The sequence below is a fragment of the Neobacillus sp. DFD-2R genome (genome assembly GCF_057747865.1).
In genome coordinates this window covers 970936-989751 of record NZ_CM173228.1, presented here as the reverse complement: position 1 = coordinate 989751, position 18816 = coordinate 970936, and the positions used below count along the sequence as shown (strand labels likewise).

Genomic DNA, 18816 nt, shown 5'->3' with positions numbered 1-18816 from the left:
GAAGGCTTTTTTTTATTATTATTTTAAAAAATGGGAGTGGATGACATGTATAAAATTGAAACGAAGCTTGCTCAAATTGGAAATCGCAGTGAAACCGCAACAGGAACTGTAAACCCACCTGTTTATTTTTCAACGGCTTACCGTCATGAGGGGATTGGCCAGTCAACGGGCTTTGACTATAGCCGCACAGGAAATCCGACTCGCCAGCTCCTTGAAAAAGCAATTGCCGATTTGGAATATGGGGACCAAGGTTATGCTTGCAGCTCGGGAATGGCAGCCATCTATACGATTCTTTCATTATTCCAATCCGGAGATGAATGGTTAATAAGTGAAGATTTATACGGCGGTACCTACCGTTTGTTAGAGCAAGGTTTTAAAAAATGGGGCTTAAAGACTCAATATGTGAATACGTGTTGTCCGGACGAAGTGGAAAGTAAGATTACTCCTCATACAAAGGCCATCTTTCTTGAAACTCCGACCAATCCCCTCATGCAGGAATCAGATATTTCCGCTATTTCAAAAATTGCCAAGAAACACGGAATCTTGCTGATTGTTGACAATACTTTCTATACTCCACTCCTCCAGCAGCCAATCAAACTTGGTGCCGATATTGTCATTCATAGTGCCACTAAATACTTAGGCGGACACAATGATGTCCTTGCCGGGCTGATTGTTGCGAAGGGTGAAAAAATTTGTCAAGACCTGGCATTATATCACAACGGAGCAGGTGGAGTTCTTGGTCCATTCGATTCTTGGCTGGTCATGCGCGGAATGAAAACACTAGCCCTCCGAATGGAAAGACATGAGAAAAATGCGAAGGAACTTGTTGAATATCTTTCTAATCATGACGGTGTAACTGACGTCCTTTATCCTGGAAAAGGCGGAATGCTTTCTTTCCGGATCAAAGATGAATCTTGGGTGAATCCGTTCCTACAAGGTTTATCTCTCATTTCTTTTGCTGAAAGTCTTGGCGGTACGGAAAGCTTCATTACTTATCCGGCAACACAAACACATGCTGATATACCGGAAGAGATACGAATCCAACAAGGAGTGTGCAATCGTTTATTGCGTTTCTCCGTTGGAATTGAAGACTCACAGGATATTAAACAGGATCTTGAACAGGCATTTGCCAAAATTAAAGAAGGAGTGATTGCATAATGGGTGAATATACATTTGAAACAAGACTCCTTCATAATAAGCACAAGGTTGATCCTGCTACTGGGGCAGTAAGTGTACCGATCCAGCATGCATCCACCTTCCACCAAGCGGATTTCGATCAGTTTGGTAAATATGATTATGGCCGCAGTTTAAATCCAACAAGAGAAGCGTTGGAGGATGTGATTGCCGAATTAGAAGGCGGCACTAAAGGTTTTGCCTTTTCATCAGGAATGGCCGCCATTTCAACCGCTTTTCTTCTTCTTTCTCAAGGTGATCACATGGTTATTACCGAAGATGTATACGGCGGTACGTTTCGGATGGTTACACAGGTTCTGACGAGATTCGGAATTGAGCATACCTTTGTCGATATGACCAATATAGATGAAGTAAAACAGGCGATTCAGCCAAATACAAAAGCATTTTATGTCGAAACACCATCCAACCCGTTAATGAAGGTAACGGATATCAAAGCAATATGCGAATTAGCAAAGGAAATTGGGGCATTAACCTATGTCGATAATACCTTTCTAACTCCTGCCCTGCAAAAACCATTGGAGCTTGGCGCAGATGTTGTGCTGCATAGTGCCACTAAATTTTTGTCCGGTCACAGTGATGTCGTCGCAGGACTTGCCGTTGTCAAGGACGAAGATTTGGCGAAACGATTGGGCTTTTTGCAAAATGGCTTTGGGGCAATCCTTGGCGTTCAGGATGCATGGCTCGTTCTAAGGGGATTAAAGACACTTCACGTTCGCCTGGAACAATCGCAAAAATCAGCGATTAAACTGGCGGAATTTTTAGATGCGCATCCGCTCGTTGCAAAGGTACATTATCCGGCCCTTGAGCATCATCCGCAATACCATGTGCAAAAAAGCCAAGCAGCCGGTCCCGGAGCGGTTTTATCCTTTGAACTGGCTGATGAGGATGCCCTTCGTTCCTTTGTTTCAAAGGTTAAGATCCCTGTTTTTGCTGTAAGCCTCGGGGCGGTTGAGTCGATTTTATCTTATCCGGCCAAAATGTCTCATGCCGCAATGCCCGAAGCAGAGAGGGAAAAACGCGGTATTAAAAATAGCCTGATTCGTTTATCAGTTGGCCTGGAGAATCCCGATGACCTTATTAAGGATTTCTCTGATGCCCTGGAATCTATTCAGCAAAAAGAATTAGTTTTACAGCAAGGAGAATCCTCATGAGCTTTTTAGAAAAATTACAAAATCAAATTTTAATTGCTGACGGCGCCATGGGCACACTTCTCTACTCATATGGGACGGATTGTTGTTTTGAAGAATTAAACCTGTCTCACCCGGAGCAAATCCAGCTTATCCATAAAGCTTATATCGATGCCGGTTCAGATGTCATCCAAACCAATACCTATGCGGCCAACTATCTGAAGCTGCTAAGATACGGTCTGGAGGACTCTGTTAAAGAAATTAATAGCGCCGCTGTCCGAAATGCCAAAATCGCTGCGGGAAATCAAGCATATGTTCTTGGTACGATTGGCGGAAATCGCGGTATCAAGCCTAATTCTATTACAAAGGAAGATATAAAGCGGAGCTTCCGTGAGCAGCTGTATTGTCTATTGTTAGAGGGTGTGGACGGAATACTGCTCGAAACCTTTTATGACTTTGAAGAGCTTGAAACCATTCTCACCATCGCCAGGAAGGAAACAAAGCTGCCAATCATTGCTCAGGTTTCCTTGCAGGAGCCGGGAATTTTGCAAAATCAAATACCCGTAAATAATGCCCTAAAGCGTCTTGAAGGACTTGGTGCAGATGTAGTCGGCCTCAATTGCAGGCTCGGTCCCCATCATATGCTCGTAGCACTTGAACAGATCGAACTGCCAAAGCATGCATATCTTTCGGCGTATCCAAATGCCAGTCTTCCGACCTATACAGACGGAAAATTCCACTATGAAAGTGATGCAGATTATTTTCGGCAGTCCGCACAAGCCTTTCGAAAAGAAGGTGTCCGCTTGCTTGGCGGCTGCTGCGGGACAACACCGGAACACATTAAGGCCTTTGCTTCCGAACTAAAGAATAGTGTACCGATTTCAGAAAAAAGCGTAAAATTAAAGCCGGAGAAGATTATTGTTGAAGCCGTTTCTGTTCCGGCGAAGCGGGAGGATTCTCCTCTTCAGGAACTCGTAAAAGAAAAGCCGTCCGTAATCGTCGAATTAGATCCTCCGAGAAAGCTCGATACGACTAAGTTTTTTGAAGGGGCAAGAGCATTAAAAGAAGCAGGAATCGATGCGATTACGCTAGCCGATAATTCCCTTGCCTCTGTAAGAATTTCGAATGAATCATTAGGATATTTGGTTAAACAAGAGTTAGGAATGAGACCACTTATCCATATTGCCTGCAGAGACCGTAATATCATTGGCCTGCAATCTCATTTAATGGGCCTTCATACCCTGGGGATGCATGATGTATTGGCGATTACCGGCGATCCTGCCAGAGTGGGAGATTTCCCTGGAGCTTCATCCGTTTACGATGTCTCATCATTCGAGTTAATCCAAATGATTAAGCAGCTGAATAACGGGTTATCTTTTTCAGGAAAAGATCTTGGACAAAAGACCGCCTTTAGCATTGCCGCTGCCTTTAATCCAAACGTTCGCTCACTCGAGAAAGCGGTGAAAAGGCTTGAAAAGAAAATTCACTTCGGGGCCGATTACTTTATCTCTCAGCCGGTGTTTTCCGAAGAGAAATTACTCGAAGTCTATGAAAATACCAAGCATCTAGAAGCACCGATTTATATCGGCTTAATGCCATTGTTAAGCAGCAAAAATGCCGAGTTTCTTCATAACGAAGTCCCGGGAATCAAAATCTCCGATAGCATTCGCGAATCTATGGCTGCCTTAAATGACAATCCTGAGCTTGCCGTTCGTGAAGGAATTGAAATTACGAAATCATTAATTGATGCAGCCCTTGACCTATTTAACGGAATTTATTTAATTACACCATTTTTACGCTATGAACTAACAGCAGAGTTGGCAATTTATGCCCGTCAGCGTGCAAGTCAGATTAGGGGGAACAGCTATGTCGAAAGCTCCATTTATTGATCAACTAAAGAAACGAATCCTCATAATGGACGGGGCAATGGGTACGATGCTCCAGCGGGCCAATCTTACGGCTGCCGACTTCGGCGGTGAAGAATATGATGGCTGTAACGAGAACTTGAATTTAACAGCTCCTTCGGTGATTGCTACTATTCATAAAGAATATTTAGAGGCAGGAGCAGATATCATAGAAACCAATACCTTCGGGGCAACGAGCATTGTCCTTGATGAATATGGACTTGGATACAAAGCGTATGAAATTAATAAAATCGCCGCACTGATCGCGGGCCGGGAAGCACAAAAGGCTTCGACAGATGAATGGCCCCGCTATGTTGCCGGTTCGATGGGACCGACGACAAAAACTTTAAGTGTCACCGGCGGGACAACGTTTGATGAACTCACTGCTTCCTATGAAGAACAAGCCATTGGCTTGATTGACGGCGGAGTCGACCTTCTTCTTCTTGAAACGAGTCAGGATATGTTGAATGTCAAAGCCGGTTTCGTTGGGATCCAAAATGCTTTTTCAAAAACAGGCAAAACGCTGCCGTTAATGCTATCAGGAACCATTGAACCAATGGGCACTACGCTTGCCGGTCAATCCATTGAATCCTTCTATATTTCTATTGAACATATGAATCCGGTTGCGGTCGGTTTGAACTGTGCAACAGGTCCGGAATTTATGCAGGAGCATATCCGCTCATTGGCGAATTTGGCTACATCTGCTGTCAGCTGTTATCCGAATGCCGGTTTACCGGATGAAGAAGGACACTATCATGAAACACCTGAAACCTTGGCGAAGAAGCTTGGGGACTTTGCGGCCCAAGGATGGCTTAACATTGTTGGCGGATGCTGCGGTACCACTCCGGAGCATATTCGCGCCATTTCTGAAGTGATGCAAAATTACCAGCCGCGGGAAACCAAATCATCATTAACTCACATGGTTTCTGGCATTGAGCCATTTATTTACGACGACCCTACCCTCCGCCCGATTATGGTGGGCGAACGAACAAATGTTATTGGTTCGCGTAAATTTAAACGGTTGATTATCGAGGGGAAATTTGAGGAAGCTTCGGAAATTGCCAGAGCACAGGTAAAAAGCGGCGCACATGTCATCGATATTTGCCTTGCCGATCCCGATCGTGAAGAAATTGTCGATATGGAAAACTTCATTAAAGAAGTGGTGAAGAAAATCAAGGTACCGCTTGTTATCGATTCAACGGATGAAAAGGTAATCGAAAGGGCGCTAAAGTTTTCACAAGGAAAGGCCATCATTAATTCGATCAATCTTGAAGACGGCGAAGAACGCTTCGAAGCGATTGTACCGTTAATTCATCGTTACGGCGGAGCTGTTGTTGTTGGAACCATTGATGAAGAAGGCATGGGTGTTTCGGCGGAGCGAAAATTAGCCATTGCGAAGCGGTCCTATGACTTGTTAGTCAACAAATATCATCTTAACCCGCAGGATCTTATTTTCGACCCGCTTGTGTTTCCGGTCGGTACCGGGGATGAACAATATATTGGTTCGGCAAAAGCAACCGTTGAAGGAATTCGCCTTATCAAAGAACAGCTTCCTGAAACACAAACCATTCTCGGAGTCAGCAACGTATCATTCGGACTTCCACCTGTTGGCCGTGAAGTGTTAAACTCAGTTTTCCTCTACCACTGCACACAGGCCGGGCTTGATTATGCGATTGTCAATACAGAAAAACTGGAGCGATTCGCTTCGATATCCAAAGAAGAAGTGGCAATGGCAGAAGAGCTCCTCTTTAATACAACTGATGAAACGTTGGCTACATTTACTGAATTTTATCGGGGCAAAAAGAAGGAAGCTAAAGTGACAGTTCCGAATATGACTTTGGAGGAGCGTCTTGCTTATTACGTTATAGAAGGAACAAAGGAAGGATTGCTTCCGGATTTAGCCATAGCACTCGAAGCCTATCCTGCACCGCTTGAGATTATTAATGGTCCATTAATGGAAGGGATGAAGGAAGTCGGCCGTCTCTTTAACGATAATCAGCTTATTGTTGCTGAAGTGCTGCAAAGTGCCGAAGTCATGAAAGCAGCCGTATCGTTTTTAGAACCGTACATGGAAAAAGGCGATGTTTCCTCTTCAAAAGGAAAAGTTATTTTAGCAACCGTCAAAGGCGATGTTCATGATATCGGTAAAAACCTTGTCGACATTATCCTTAGCAATAACGGTTATGATGTCATCGACATGGGCATAAAGGTTTCACCAACCGATTTGGTTCAGGCGATTCGTAGGGAAAAACCTGATATGGTTGGATTATCCGGCTTACTGGTAAAATCAGCACAGCAAATGGTCTTAACGGCACAGGATATGAAGGAAGCGGGAATTTCCGTGCCGATTTTAGTTGGAGGCGCTGCCCTTTCACGAAAGTTTACCGATACCAAAATTTCCAAGGAATATGATGGTCTCGTCCTTTATGCAAAGGATGCGATGACAGGTCTTGCCCTTGCGAATCAGCTGAATTCGGAAGAGGAAGTTCAAAATTTGTTAGAAGAGAAAAGTAAAAAGTTAGCCTCTTTAGATATTCCTAGGGAATATGAACGCCCAGCTACTGTTTCCGTCGCGGTAAAACCAAAGCCGGCAGTGTCAACACAGGTTCCTGTCTTTACGCCAATGGATACGAAGAGGCATTTACTAAGATCATATTCTCTATCTCATATTGAACCGTATATCAATATGCAAATGTTGATCGGCCATCATCTTGGCGTAAAAGGGAAAATCGCAAAATTAGTAGCCGAGAAGGATGAAAAGGCGCTAAAGGTAAAAGGAGTAGTCGATCAATTGCTAGCAGATGCCAGTCAAAATAATTGGATCACACCTGCAGCAGTTTATCAATTTTTCCCGGCTCAATCGGATGGGAACAAAGTAATTATTTATCATCCTGAAAACCCTGAACAGGTCATTGAAACGTTTGACTTCCCACGCCAGGAGTCAGCACCGCATTTGTGTTTAGCTGATTTTCTTAAGTCAGTTGATAGCGGTGAGAAAGATTATGTCGGCTTCTTTACAGTAACAGCAGGCCGCGGCATTCGTGAACGAGCTGAGCAATTTAAAAGTGAAGGACGATTCTTGGAGTGTCATGCTCTTCAAGCACTTGCACTTGAAACTGCAGAAGGTTTTGCTGAATTGATTCACCGGCAAATGCGCGACCGCTGGGGATTCCCGGATCCAATTGATTTCTCGATGCAGGATCGTTTCGCGGCACATTATCAAGGTCAGCGTTTCTCCTTTGGATACCCTGCTTGTCCTGAGTTAGAAGATCAGAAGAAATTGTTCGGTCTGATCCGTCCAGAAGAAATTGGTATTCAATTAACTGAAGGATGCATGATGGAACCGGAAGCTTCAGTTTCGGCGATTGTATTTGCACATCCTGAGGCTAGGTATTTCAATGTGTTAAGGTAGGATTTTTTAATAAGAGTTTTTAGATTCCGCGGAAAATCATCATCGTTCCGCGGGATTTTTATTTTTTCCCGCAGGTTTGTTCGATGATTCCGCGGACTTATTTATTAATTCCGCGCGAATTTCTGATGATTCCGCGAACTTTTTTATTTATTCCGCGCGAGTTCCTGAGCATTCCGCGAACTTTTATGGTTCTCCTACGAGATTCATATGGATTCCGCGCGTTTGCTCGATAATTCCGCGAACTTATTTATTAATTCCGCGCGAATTTCTGAGCATTCCGCGAACTTTCATGGTTCTCCTACGAGATTCATATGGATTCCGTGCGATTGTTCGATGATTCCGCGAATTTATTTATTAATTCCGCGCGAATTCCTGATTATTCCGCGTACTTTTTTATTTATTCCGCGCGAATTCCTGAGCATTCCGCGAACTTTTATGGTTCTCCTACGGGATTCATATGGGTTCCGCACGTTTGCTTGATTATTCCGCGAACTTTTTTATTAATTCCACGCGAATTCCTGAGCATTCCGCGAACTTTCCTTTTCATTCCGCGCGAATTCTCAATGATTCCGCAAACGCTATTGTGACACTTCAAACTGTGAACATTTCTTGACAATCCTTATAAAACACCTTATAGTTACCTAGGTAACTAATTTTACTAATTAAATATCCGGAGTGATTTTCATCATGCATAGCCACGAATTATTCCATACACTTCATCAGCTTTCAAGACACCTCACCAACAAACTCAATGAAGTATTGAAATCATTTGGACTATACGGCGCTCAGTGGGCTGTCATTTTTGTTTTAAAAACAAAAGGTTCCTTAACGCAAAAAGAACTTTGTGAGTATTTATTTGTTGAAGCACCGCCGATGACAAGAACCATTCAAAGACTAGTCAAACAAGGATATGTTACACAAGTGCCGGGGAAAGACAAACGGGAAAAGCATATTCAATTAACCGAAGCGGCCTTAAAGGAGTATCCAAAGTGGGAAAAAGCGGTTATCGATCATAATCAGTCGTTATTAAAAAATTTCCCAGATGAATCCCAAGAACAACTTTTCTCCTTACAAAGCGAATGGTTAAAGAATCTTTTATAAAGGAGTGCATCACATGAACAAACCTAAACTATGGACAAAGGATTTTATCAGTATTTCCTTAAGTAATTTTTTTCTGTTTTTGACTTTTTATATCCTGCTTGTTACCCTTCCCATTTTTGCATTAAAGGAATTTCACAGCAGTGCCACCCAAGCAGGATTAATGACCACTGTCTTTTTGCTTTCTTCCATCATTTCACGGCCGATCGCGGGTCAATGGCTTGAAAGGGTTGGGAATAAAAAAGTATTGTTAATAGCACTTTTAATTTTCGCGGGTGCCTCACTCTTATACTTTTTCCCAAAAACCGTCATCGGTTTTCTTGTGATTCGTCTGTTACATGGAGTTGGTTTTGGTATGGCGACAACAGCTGTAGGTACAATTGTTGCCGACATCATTCCGACTTCACGCCGCGGAGAAGGAATGGGATACTTTATTATGTCGACAAATATGGCAATGGTAATAGGTCCATTTTTCGGTTTGATGGCCATTCAACAATGGGGCGCAAAAATCATGTTTATCATCAGTGTGATTGTTGCTGTCGGTGCTTTGATTACCGGTTTAAGTGTTAAGCTTACGAAAACAGAACAATCAAAGCAAATGGTAGTTCGTTCAGCTTTTTCCATTCGAAACCTTGTCGAAGCTTCTGCTGTTCCAATTGCGATTGTTGGCGGCTTCCTTGCAATCGCCTATTCAGCCCTACTTTCATTCGTATCGGTTTATGCAAATGAAATTCATCTTGAACATGTCTCAAGTCTTTTCTTTGTGGTATATGCTATTGTTCTGTTAATGTCAAGACCGTTTACTGGAAAATGGTTGGATCAATATGGTTCTAACGTTATTACCTTTCCAGCCATTTTTCTATTTGCAATCGGAATGTTTGTTTTAAGCAGAAGCGGTGGAGCGGTTACTTTCCTCGTTTCAGCTGGAATAATTGGTTTAGGATGGGGAACCCTTTTTCCAACCTTTCAGACAATTGCCATTCAGGATGCTGCACCTAGAAAAAGAGGCATAGCAACAGCTACCTTTTTATCGATTTTTGATATGGGTATTGCGCTGGGTTCGTTTTTAGTGGGCTTGGTTGTGGCAAAAATGGATTATAGTTCTTTATATTACTTATCTTCCTTCTATATTCTTTTCGGAGCTGTTCTCTACTATTTCTTGCATACACGTAAACAGGCTTCATCACAGAAATTAAAAAGCGAACAAAATTTAAGTGTAAAAGAATCCTAAAACACCTCGCAAATACGCTCTTAATGTAATATAATGGAATGTACCATTATATGAGGAGTGATTTTATGGCAAAGTCAAAAGCCAAAAAACTGCGCGAAAAGCTGACGCGTGAAGGAAGAATGAATCCTGAAGCAAAGCGTAGTCCGTTTGTTTTTACTGACATGCGAACAAGAACAACCAAGACGAAGAAAGATCATTTATATCTATTTAAACACAAGAACCATCAATCCCATGAAGGAAATGATGGTTCTTTTTATTATATTTGCCAAGAAGACTATCTAGAGGCTGACCTTCTTTTATTTTACGAAAATCTTCAGCCCGGTTTTCAAATTTCCCCCCGGCTGAACCATAACCAATTGCTCTTTCCGGTTGAGTTCATTTGTTAATGCCATCCATGGTTCCACACAAACGAAATCCTGGCCCTTTTCCGTCCACAGGACAACATATTTAAATTCCTCACCATATGTCAGCCTTATCGTTTTCTGGCGATCAGGTAATTCAAATTCAATTTCTCTTTGGGCTGCATCCAAAAGTGCGAAGGATTCCTTCTTTTCCGTTAAGTCCAAGCTTCCTTCCATTTCTTTTACCGCCATATCATTATAATCCAAGTACGTTTTTGCATCCGTTACATATGACAAATCCTTATATGTTGTTTTGAAGTATGGATGAAAACCCGGATACATTGGCATCGATGATTCGGAATGGTTTATGTATTGCTGATGTATCTCTAACCCGGCTTCATTTAAGGTATAGGTGAAAATTAATTCAAAATCAAATGGATATTCATTTTTAGTTTCTTCATTACTTTTTAAACATAAAGTAATGGATGCCTGATCTTGATCTGCCTTGGTGGCAATTATTTCCCATGACTGATTTCTTGCCACACCATGATTTTTCATTTGAAAAACTTTCCCGTCCCATTCATATTCGCCGTTATCTAATTGACCGGAGATCGGAAAAAGAATCGGAATACCGCCTCTGATATTTTTATCAGGATTATATAAAGTTTCTTTGTTGAGGAAAAGTGTTTCTTCTCCGTTAACTCCAAAGCCGATAATAATTCCTCCGCGCTCGGGAACGACCTTTAACCAGGAATCAGCTCCCGAATGAATCAGTTCATAAACATCCAATGCGTTATCTTTATATACTTTAACTTGATACATAAACTCTTTACATCCTTCCTAATCCGATTGACCGGTTCGTTGAATTTCTTGTTCATGAATGGCAATCGTTTTTTCAATAAAGCCAATAATAAGCGATAATTCCGCTTCATTATAGTGTGAGCATAATTCTGAAAAAGATTTGTTTAAAGGGACATAATGCTCTTTGATATACTGCTGACGTTCTTTAACGGGAACGATTATGACCCGACGACGGTCGCCCGGATCCTTTTCTCTCCTCACAAACCCTGCTTGCTCGAGCCTGTCGATTAAAGCAGTAACAGATCCAGTGCTAAGACCTGTCATTTTTCCTAACTCACCTGCAGTCAGGGGTCCGACTTCATTCAAAATGTCAGCCGTTTTAAAATCAGTGTGAATAACCCCAAGAGTATGAGCGGCCTTTTGTTGAAAAAGAACCGTTCTCGTGGTTAATCTTCGCAAGCCGCTAATTAATTGACTAATGAGCTCAGGATGATTGGACATAGCCATTGACAGTTTTCATCCTTCCTTTTAAAATTAAAATATCTTGATTATCAAGATATACGGTATTCTAATGTTTATTTTATCTTATCCCATTTTTAAAATAAAGGAGGTTTATTAAAACGATTACTTTAAATTTCAGGAATGAATAAGGAGATATTTTATGATAAAAAAAGATAATAACCTTAAATTCGTTGTTGCGGGTCTGCTATTAGGGATTTTAATGGCGGCTATGGATAATACGATTGTAGCGACGGCGATGGGAACAATCGTGTCAGACCTTGGCGGTTTTGACAAATTTATTTGGGTAACGTCCGCCTATATGGTTGCTGTTATGGCGGGTATGCCGATTTTCGGGAAGCTGTCAGACATGTTCGGGCGGAAACGCTTTTTCATATTCGGATTAGCTGTATTTTTAATCGGATCTGCCCTTTGCGGATTGGCACAAAGCATCATTCAGTTAAGTATCTTCCGGGCCATTCAAGGGATTGGCGGCGGGGCTCTCATGCCGATCGCCTTTACGATTGTTTTTGATATTTTCCCGCCGGAAAACCGTGGAAAAATGACCGGTTTACTCGGTGCCGTATTTGGTGCAGCGAGCGTTTTAGGACCGCTGCTCGGAGCTTATATAACCGATACCTTTAGCTGGCATTGGGTCTTTTATGTAAATGTTCCGATTGGAATCGTTTCCCTTATTTTGATTATTCGTTTTTATAAAGAATCTTTACAGCATTCGAAGCAAAAAATTGATTGGGCTGGCGCAATTACTCTTGTCATCTCCGTTGTCAGCTTAATGTTTGCCCTCGAATTTGGCGGAAAAGAATATGATTGGAATTCTCCACAAATTATCGGGTTATTTGCAAGCTTTTTCATCTTTTTCGTCGTCTTTTTCATTGCCGAAATCAAGGCGGAAGAACCGATTTTACCGTTGTGGTTGTTTAAAAGACGTTTATTTGCAACGTCGCAGCTTCTTTCCTTTTTATATGGCGGCACTTTTATTATTCTCACTGTCTTTATTCCGATTTTCGTGCAAGCTGTATATGGCGGATCCGCTAAGAATGCCGGATTAATTTTAACACCGATGATGTTAGGATCTGTGGCAGGCAGCTCGGTAGGCGGGATCTTCCTAACTAAGACCACTTATCGAAACCTGATGGTTATCTCAATCATTTCCTATGTGGCTGGAATGTTCTTCCTTGGAAACATGACGCCTGATACAGCTCGTTATTTAGTAACGATTTATATGATTCTTGTTGGATTCGGGGTTGGTTTCTCCTTCTCATTATTGCCAACAGCGTCCATGCACAATTTGGAGCCGCAATACCGTGGTACAGCGAACTCCACAAATTCATTCCTTCGCTCATTTGGGATGACATTAGGGGTAACCATTTTCGGTTCGATTCAAACGAACATGTTTACTGATAAATTGAAGGAAGCATTTAAAGGGATGCAGGGAGCCGGTAATCAAGGAGGAGCATCGTTTAAAATGGGTGATCCACGTGAGATTTTCCAAGCAAGCGAACGTTCAAAGATCCCCGGCTTTATTTTAGATAAAATTGTTCATGCCATGTCAGAATCAATTACACACACGTTTGTGCTTGCATTGATTCCTATTGTTCTTGCAGCCATTGTGATTCTTTTTATGGGTAAAGCGCGAGTTCAAGTCTCCAAACAAGTTAGGAAAAGCTAAACAAAAGACACTGGATTTGCACCCAGTGTCTTTTTTACTATTACCTTCTCTGATTGCTGAGAAAAAAATAATTAATTTCATAATGTTTATAGTACCAGGTAAAAGCTAACATTGGCCGTTTTTTTCTCCGTTGACCACTTGACTTCAGCTGATGAACCAATTTAATTTCATCTATATTTTTATATAATAGGATAAATCCAATGACAGAAATCCCGGATATTATTAAACTTAGCGTCTGATCAATGATAATACTGTAACTGTATACCTCTATTCCATTTTTTGTAATGGATTGGATTAAAAGCAGGGAATAAAGGAGGTGGTCAATACTATTAATAACGGTCATGGCTTTTAGAATGTTTAATGAATTTGTTTCTTTCAGCATCCCCTTCGTTATACCCCTGTCATATCCCTGTAAAACCAATATATCTAAAGCAAAATACAAGAAAAGAGGCTTATGAATAAAACAACTGGTAAGGTAAAGGAATGCTAGTCCTATGGAGTAAAAAGCTGAATTCCATAATACTTGTATGGGTGAACGAGATAATAAAACCACTGCCAATTCAGCAATAATATTTATGAACAAAAATACCCTCGTGAAATTAAGCCCCCTAGAAAAGAACAATCGATAAAAGCTATAGATCATCCCTGGCATATAGGAAAAGATTATGGCAAGATAATCATTGAAATATGGTCTGCATATTTCCCAGATTACAAGTGGACAAAGGAAGTAAAAAAAAAGGTCTGCTATCAGGTTCATTTCTTTTCTCATTTAAGGACTCCCATTTTTTGTGGACTAGTATACTTTATTTTAATTTCTATTTAATTATGTATTTTTTGCCCCATAAAAAAGAAAAGGACGCCATTATTTCCGGCGTCCTCAACCTTTTTTTGAAAGAAAATCGAGCTTTATACCTCCAAATCCCTGCCTTCTTCAACAATATGAAACAAGAGGTGTGCTAAATGATGAATCGGTCCGTATTCCTCCTCATCAGCTTCTTCGTCGATTTCTTCATTAAACTCCAAATCATTTAAGTAAAGTGCCATAAACTCGTAAAAATCCTTCATCTGGAAGGAGTAGCACCCAATGGGATCTTCATTATCTTCTTCATATTGAAGCATCAAATAGGAAACATCTCCATCTGCATCCTCTGCATCAAAAAAGACAAAAAAACCGACGTTAGTGTCTAGATCAAATAAATGTCTTGTTCCGCCTTCCGTTGCTTTATTAAATTCCTCTTGACTTAATTTTTGAATCTGCATGCTATCTACATTATCTTCTTGATGAAAGCCTACAATAAATGATTTCATAATATCCTCCTTAAATAAGCAAATATAGGTTTAGCATACCCAATTTAACAATAAAAAAACGAGAACTGAAAGTATTCCAGTTCTCGCTATCAATTTTCGGCTAATTTCGGGCAAAGAATCTATTTCAACGCTACCCAGACACTTTTCACTTCTGTGTAGTTATTCAAGGCATACGATCCCATTTCACGGCCAATACCTGATTGTTTGTAGCCACCAAAAGGAGATGCAGCATCAAAGGCATTGTAACAATTTACCCAAACGGTGCCGGCACGAAGTCGTCCGGCAATATAGTGTGCTTTTGACACATCCTTCGTCCAAACACCTGCCGCCAAACCAAATTGGCTATTGTTCGCACGATCGATCAATTCATCAAGATCTTCATATGGCAAAGCAGAAATGACCGGACCAAAAATTTCTTCTTTAGCAATGGTCATTTCATCACGTACATCGGCAAAAATCGTCGGGGAAACAAAATATCCTTGTTCAAATGGCTTTTCTCCGCCCACTAAAAGTTCTGCCCCTTCTTTCACGCCTTTTTCGATATATCCAAGAACACGGTTTTGCTGCTCAATTGAAACGAGCGGCCCGATTTCGGTATCTGCATGTAAACCGGAGCCCTGCCTAATTTTTTGCGCATGACTTACCATATCGGCAACAACATTATCAAATTGTTTCTTCTGAATAAATACACGTGAGCCGGCACAGCAGACCTGTCCTTGATTAAACATAACGCCGTTTAAAGCGCCTGGAACTGCTTTGGTTAAGTCTGCATCAGGTAAAATAATATTCGGCGATTTTCCGCCAAGCTCCAGCGTCACTCGTTTAAGCGTTTTTGCTGCTGCTTCCATGATTGACTTCCCGACTTCTGTCGAACCGGTAAAGGCAATTTTATCAACGAGCGGATGATCAACAAGCGGCCGGCCGGCTGTTTCGCCAAAGCCCGGAACAATATTGACAACCCCTTCAGGGAACCCTGCCTCTTGGATTAACTCTGCTAAATATAATGCTGAAAGTGGAGTTTGTTCAGCAGGCTTTAAGACAACTGTACATCCGGTCGCAAGTGCGGCTCCTAACTTCCACATTGCCATTAGAAGCGGGAAATTCCAAGGTATAATTTGTCCAACAACACCCACTGCTTCGTGGCGGGTATAATTAAAGTACGGTCCGTTTACAGGAATTGTCTGTCCGACGATTTTCGTCGCCCAGCCTGCATAGTACCGCATATGCTCAATTGCAAGCGGGATATCCGCAGCTGTTGTTTCTCTAATTGGCTTTCCGTTATCTAACGTTTCCAGTTGTGCTAGCTCTTCTTTATTTTGTTCCATCAAATCTGCTAGCTTGTACATTAGGCGGCTGCGTTCTGCTGTACCCATTCTTGACCATGGACCTTCATCAAAGGCTTTGCGTGCAGCTTTTACTGCCCGATCGATATCCTCCGGCCCGGCTTCAAAAACCGCCGCAAGGACTTCGCCGGTAGCAGGGTTATAGGTATCAAACGTTTTTTGAGAGAGACTTTCTACAAATTGACCATCAATGAATAGCTTCTTTTTCCCCAATAGGAATTTTTCAACCTTTTCTTTTAAACTGATTGCTACTTGACTCAATTGTTATTCCTCCCTTTGCTTTATGTACAGCCTTGGAAAACTTGTAAACATTAATTGGTAACGCTTACATTACCTTGTTAATACTAGCACTATTAAAAACTAGTAATCAACTAAAAATTATTTAATTATTAAAAATATTTACGACAGCATTTTTAGACATTTTTAGAACAAAGGATGGATTTTTTACGATAAACAAACAAAACCAGCCCGAAAACAGGCTGGCATTTTAAAAATACTTCTTTTTCCAAAATATCAAGGCAGTTATGCAAGATAAAAATCCGGATAATAACAATGCAATTAAAAATGAATGAGGACTGTGTTGAAATGGGATATTGACGTTCATTCCGTAGAAGCTGGACACCATCGTTGGGAATGAAAGAATAATGGTTATCGATGTTAAAAATTTCATGACAATATTCAAGTTATTGGAAATAATCGATGCGAAGGCATTCATCATCCCATTTAAAATGGACCGGTAGGTTTCTGCCATTTCGATGGCCTGCGTTTTTTCGATAATAACATCTTCTAATAAATCCTTATCTTCCTCATACATTTTCAGATAATTAAAACGGAGAATTTTATCCAATACGACCTTATTTGATTTTAATGAGGTCGTAAAATACACCAAACTCTTTTCTAATGCTAAAAAGGCATATAATTCTTTGTTTTTCATCGATTGATGTACTTCCCGTTCAATTTCATTTGTCTTCTTATTAATTTGTTTTAGATAACGAAGGTAATAAGATGAAATCACAAATAGAATTTGTAGCGCAAACCGGGTTTTTTTGAAGGTGAAAAATTCTTTTATCCGGTTTTTCCTAAATTCCTCCATGATTGGGGAGTCTTTTAATGAAACGGTAATAATACAATCATCTGTTAGGACGATTCCAATTGGGATTGTTTCGTAAATCGGAAATCCTGATTCATCATGGGTAATATAAGGAAAGTCGACGATAATATAAACTTGGCCGTTATCTCTTTCAATCCTTGGACGTTCTTCATCGTCCAATGCATCTTTTATTAAATCAACATCAATCTGGGCATCATTCGCGACTTGATTAATTTCTTCCTGTGTCGGTGAATACATGTTAACCCAGCAGCCTTTAGTAATCTTATCAATTTTCTCTAAAACTCTCTCATCGTTGCTTTTAAATATTTCTAACATATTAAACCTCCTCACTTTAATTTTGAGGAAGCCATCCTACCTTCTCTAGAGCTGATATTCTTGAAGAATCCAATTCAATCAATTCAAAGATAATCTTGACTTCCCCGCGACTACTTGGGTCTGGGTCAACAGAATAACTCAAAAATATCAACTCCTTCGTACTTTTCTATCCAATCTTATCATAAACCGAAACGCACAAAAGTACAAAGCAGTTTTTTTAGAATTTATGCTCCTCAGAAAAATACGGATTTAAATGAATTAACACTTCTTCGATGTTATCATTTTTCTCCATTAATTTTCTTTTGATCGCTTTAGATAAGTCATGCCCCTCTTTTATCGTTTTAGAATGGTCAATCGCTATTCGGATGTCCACTAAAACATAGTGTCCGTGTTCTCTTGCTCTGATCCGGTCAATTCGCCTAACCTCTTGAAATTCTGAAACAATGGAAATATAATCCTGAAGTATTTCGGTGTTGATATTTCGCTCGAGTAAAATATCAAAAGCTTCCGTTATCATTTCCTTTGAGATTTTAAAAATTAAAAATGCGACAAATATACTGGCTACTTTGTCACCGTAAACTAAAAGGTGAAGATTAAAACGGACACCTACTATTGAAACAAGTACCCCTAGTGCAGCGGCAATCGAAGCAACAATATCTGCTTTATGATCATAGGCAATTGCTTCAATTGCCTTACTATTATGCTGTTTGGCTGCACGTAATGATGACCGGTATAAAATGATCTTAATTATATAGGAAAAAATAGCCACCCACATTGCCAAAAAACTTGGTGATTCAACCTTATGAAAGAATCCGCTGATTCCTTCGTATACAACATATATGGCAACAAGAAAAAGCAATATCCCGATTATTTCAGAAACAATAACTTCTGCCTTCCCATGTCCATAGGGGTGTTCGTTATCTGCTGGTTTATTAGAAATTTTGATTACTAATACGACAATAATCGATGCAAACACATCGGCCGCAGAATGGATTCCATCGGCAAACACGGCATCACTATTTCCATATAATCCAATGATTATTTTTCCAAGAGTAAGGAGAATATTGCTAAGTACACTAATCCAGGCCACTTTTCTAGCCAGTGTTTCTCTCATTTCCATATAAAACCACCCCAAAAATTTCTCTTGAAATCATACCAAACAAAAGATAGATGGGTCTAGAGAAAAAATCTTGCCCCAATACAACCTTCGCTGGCAGGTTTCCGTTATTTCCTCCGAAACTCTGGTGGAAAAAAGGCCAAAATAAAATGATTTTTTATTCTTTCTGCCCTTCTTTATCACTCATCTCCATCACCATCTCTTCCTCCTCCGCAACTGAAATTCTCGTGATTTGATCCTGTAGAAAATGAAACGCTTCATCTAATTCTCTACGGGTGGGAAATTGGCTTTTTTTGTGCATACAATCAGCTCCTTATAAATTTTTT

The 18816-nt window shown here is 40.7% G+C and carries 16 protein-coding genes; 8 read left to right on the top strand and 8 right to left on the bottom strand.

Features of this window, described 5'->3' with window-relative positions; genetic code table 11:
- Window positions 1–45: 45 nt before the first annotated feature.
- The 7 genes from AC3ANV_RS04775 (at window position 46) to AC3ANV_RS04745 (ending at window position 10352) form a co-directional block, all read left to right on the top strand.
- Window positions 46–1158 (top strand): methionine biosynthesis PLP-dependent protein, encoded by a 1113-nt coding sequence (locus tag AC3ANV_RS04775; RefSeq protein ID WP_488312524.1) that lies wholly within the window; start codon window positions 46–48, stop codon window positions 1156–1158.
- Window positions 1158–2345, top strand: a complete 1188-nt coding sequence (gene metC / locus AC3ANV_RS04770) for a cystathionine beta-lyase (protein WP_488312523.1) — start codon at window positions 1158–1160, stop codon at window positions 2343–2345. Before AC3ANV_RS04775 ends, metC begins: the two co-directional genes overlap by 1 nt.
- Window positions 2342–4210 (top strand): bifunctional homocysteine S-methyltransferase/methylenetetrahydrofolate reductase, encoded by a 1869-nt coding sequence (locus AC3ANV_RS04765; RefSeq protein ID WP_488312522.1) that lies wholly within the window; start codon window positions 2342–2344, stop codon window positions 4208–4210. Before metC ends, AC3ANV_RS04765 begins: the two co-directional genes overlap by 4 nt.
- Complete coding sequence (gene metH, locus AC3ANV_RS04760) at window positions 4188–7637, top strand: methionine synthase (RefSeq protein ID WP_488312521.1); 3450 nt, start codon at window positions 4188–4190, stop codon at window positions 7635–7637. Before AC3ANV_RS04765 ends, metH begins: the two co-directional genes overlap by 23 nt.
- Window positions 7638–8324: 687 nt before the next feature.
- Window positions 8325–8738, top strand: a complete 414-nt coding sequence (locus tag AC3ANV_RS04755) for a MarR family winged helix-turn-helix transcriptional regulator (RefSeq protein WP_488312520.1) — start codon at window positions 8325–8327, stop codon at window positions 8736–8738.
- A gap of 13 nt (window positions 8739–8751) precedes the next feature.
- Window positions 8752–9966 carry an MFS transporter gene (locus tag AC3ANV_RS04750; protein ID WP_488312519.1) on the top strand — a complete coding sequence of 405 codons (1215 nt, stop codon included), beginning with the start codon at window positions 8752–8754 and terminating at the stop codon, window positions 9964–9966.
- A gap of 38 nt (window positions 9967–10004) precedes the next feature.
- Window positions 10005–10352: a hypothetical protein gene (locus tag AC3ANV_RS04745; protein ID WP_488312518.1), complete on the top strand. Its 348-nt coding sequence runs from the start codon at window positions 10005–10007 to the stop codon at window positions 10350–10352.
- Here the strand turns inward: AC3ANV_RS04745 and AC3ANV_RS04740 are convergent.
- Both AC3ANV_RS04740 and AC3ANV_RS04735 read right to left on the bottom strand, forming a co-directional pair.
- A complete protein-coding gene (locus AC3ANV_RS04740) occupies window positions 10263–11129 on the bottom strand; it encodes an aldose epimerase family protein (RefSeq protein WP_488312517.1) in 867 nt (288 codons plus the stop codon). The genes AC3ANV_RS04745 and AC3ANV_RS04740 overlap by 90 nt on opposite strands.
- Before the next feature lie 18 nt (window positions 11130–11147).
- Complete coding sequence (locus AC3ANV_RS04735; RefSeq protein ID WP_488312516.1) at window positions 11148–11615, bottom strand: MarR family winged helix-turn-helix transcriptional regulator; 468 nt, start codon at window positions 11613–11615, stop codon at window positions 11148–11150.
- Between the two features lie 154 nt (window positions 11616–11769).
- Here AC3ANV_RS04735 and AC3ANV_RS04730 point away from each other — a divergent pair, with 154 nt between their 5' ends.
- Entirely contained in the window at window positions 11770–13296 is a 1527-nt protein-coding gene (locus tag AC3ANV_RS04730) for an MDR family MFS transporter (protein ID WP_488312515.1), read from the top strand.
- Window positions 13297–13336: 40 nt separating this feature from the next.
- On the opposite strand, the gene AC3ANV_RS04725 is transcribed toward AC3ANV_RS04730, so the two are convergent.
- The 6 genes from AC3ANV_RS04725 to AC3ANV_RS04700 all read right to left on the bottom strand — a co-directional run bounded on the left by AC3ANV_RS04725 (window position 13337) and on the right by AC3ANV_RS04700 (window position 18791).
- Complete coding sequence (locus tag AC3ANV_RS04725; protein ID WP_488314139.1) at window positions 13337–14053, bottom strand: VC0807 family protein; 717 nt, start codon at window positions 14051–14053, stop codon at window positions 13337–13339.
- A gap of 149 nt (window positions 14054–14202) precedes the next feature.
- Complete coding sequence (locus AC3ANV_RS04720; RefSeq protein ID WP_488312514.1) at window positions 14203–14604, bottom strand: cytosolic protein; 402 nt, start codon at window positions 14602–14604, stop codon at window positions 14203–14205.
- Window positions 14605–14723: 119 nt separating this feature from the next.
- The gene (locus AC3ANV_RS04715; protein ID WP_488312513.1) at window positions 14724–16208 is read right to left on the bottom strand and encodes an aldehyde dehydrogenase family protein; all 1485 of its coding nucleotides are present in this window, start codon (window positions 16206–16208) and stop codon (window positions 14724–14726) included.
- A gap of 226 nt (window positions 16209–16434) precedes the next feature.
- Window positions 16435–17373, bottom strand: a complete 939-nt coding sequence (locus AC3ANV_RS04710; protein WP_488312512.1) for a magnesium transporter CorA family protein — start codon at window positions 17371–17373, stop codon at window positions 16435–16437.
- A 217-nt stretch (window positions 17374–17590) separates the two neighbouring features.
- The gene (locus AC3ANV_RS04705; protein ID WP_488312511.1) at window positions 17591–18493 is read right to left on the bottom strand and encodes a cation diffusion facilitator family transporter; all 903 of its coding nucleotides are present in this window, start codon (window positions 18491–18493) and stop codon (window positions 17591–17593) included.
- 154 nt (window positions 18494–18647) lie between these two features.
- On the bottom strand, window positions 18648–18791 hold the full coding sequence (locus AC3ANV_RS04700; protein ID WP_488312510.1) for a hypothetical protein: 144 nt from the start codon (window positions 18789–18791) through the stop codon (window positions 18648–18650).
- Window positions 18792–18816 lie beyond the last annotated feature (25 nt).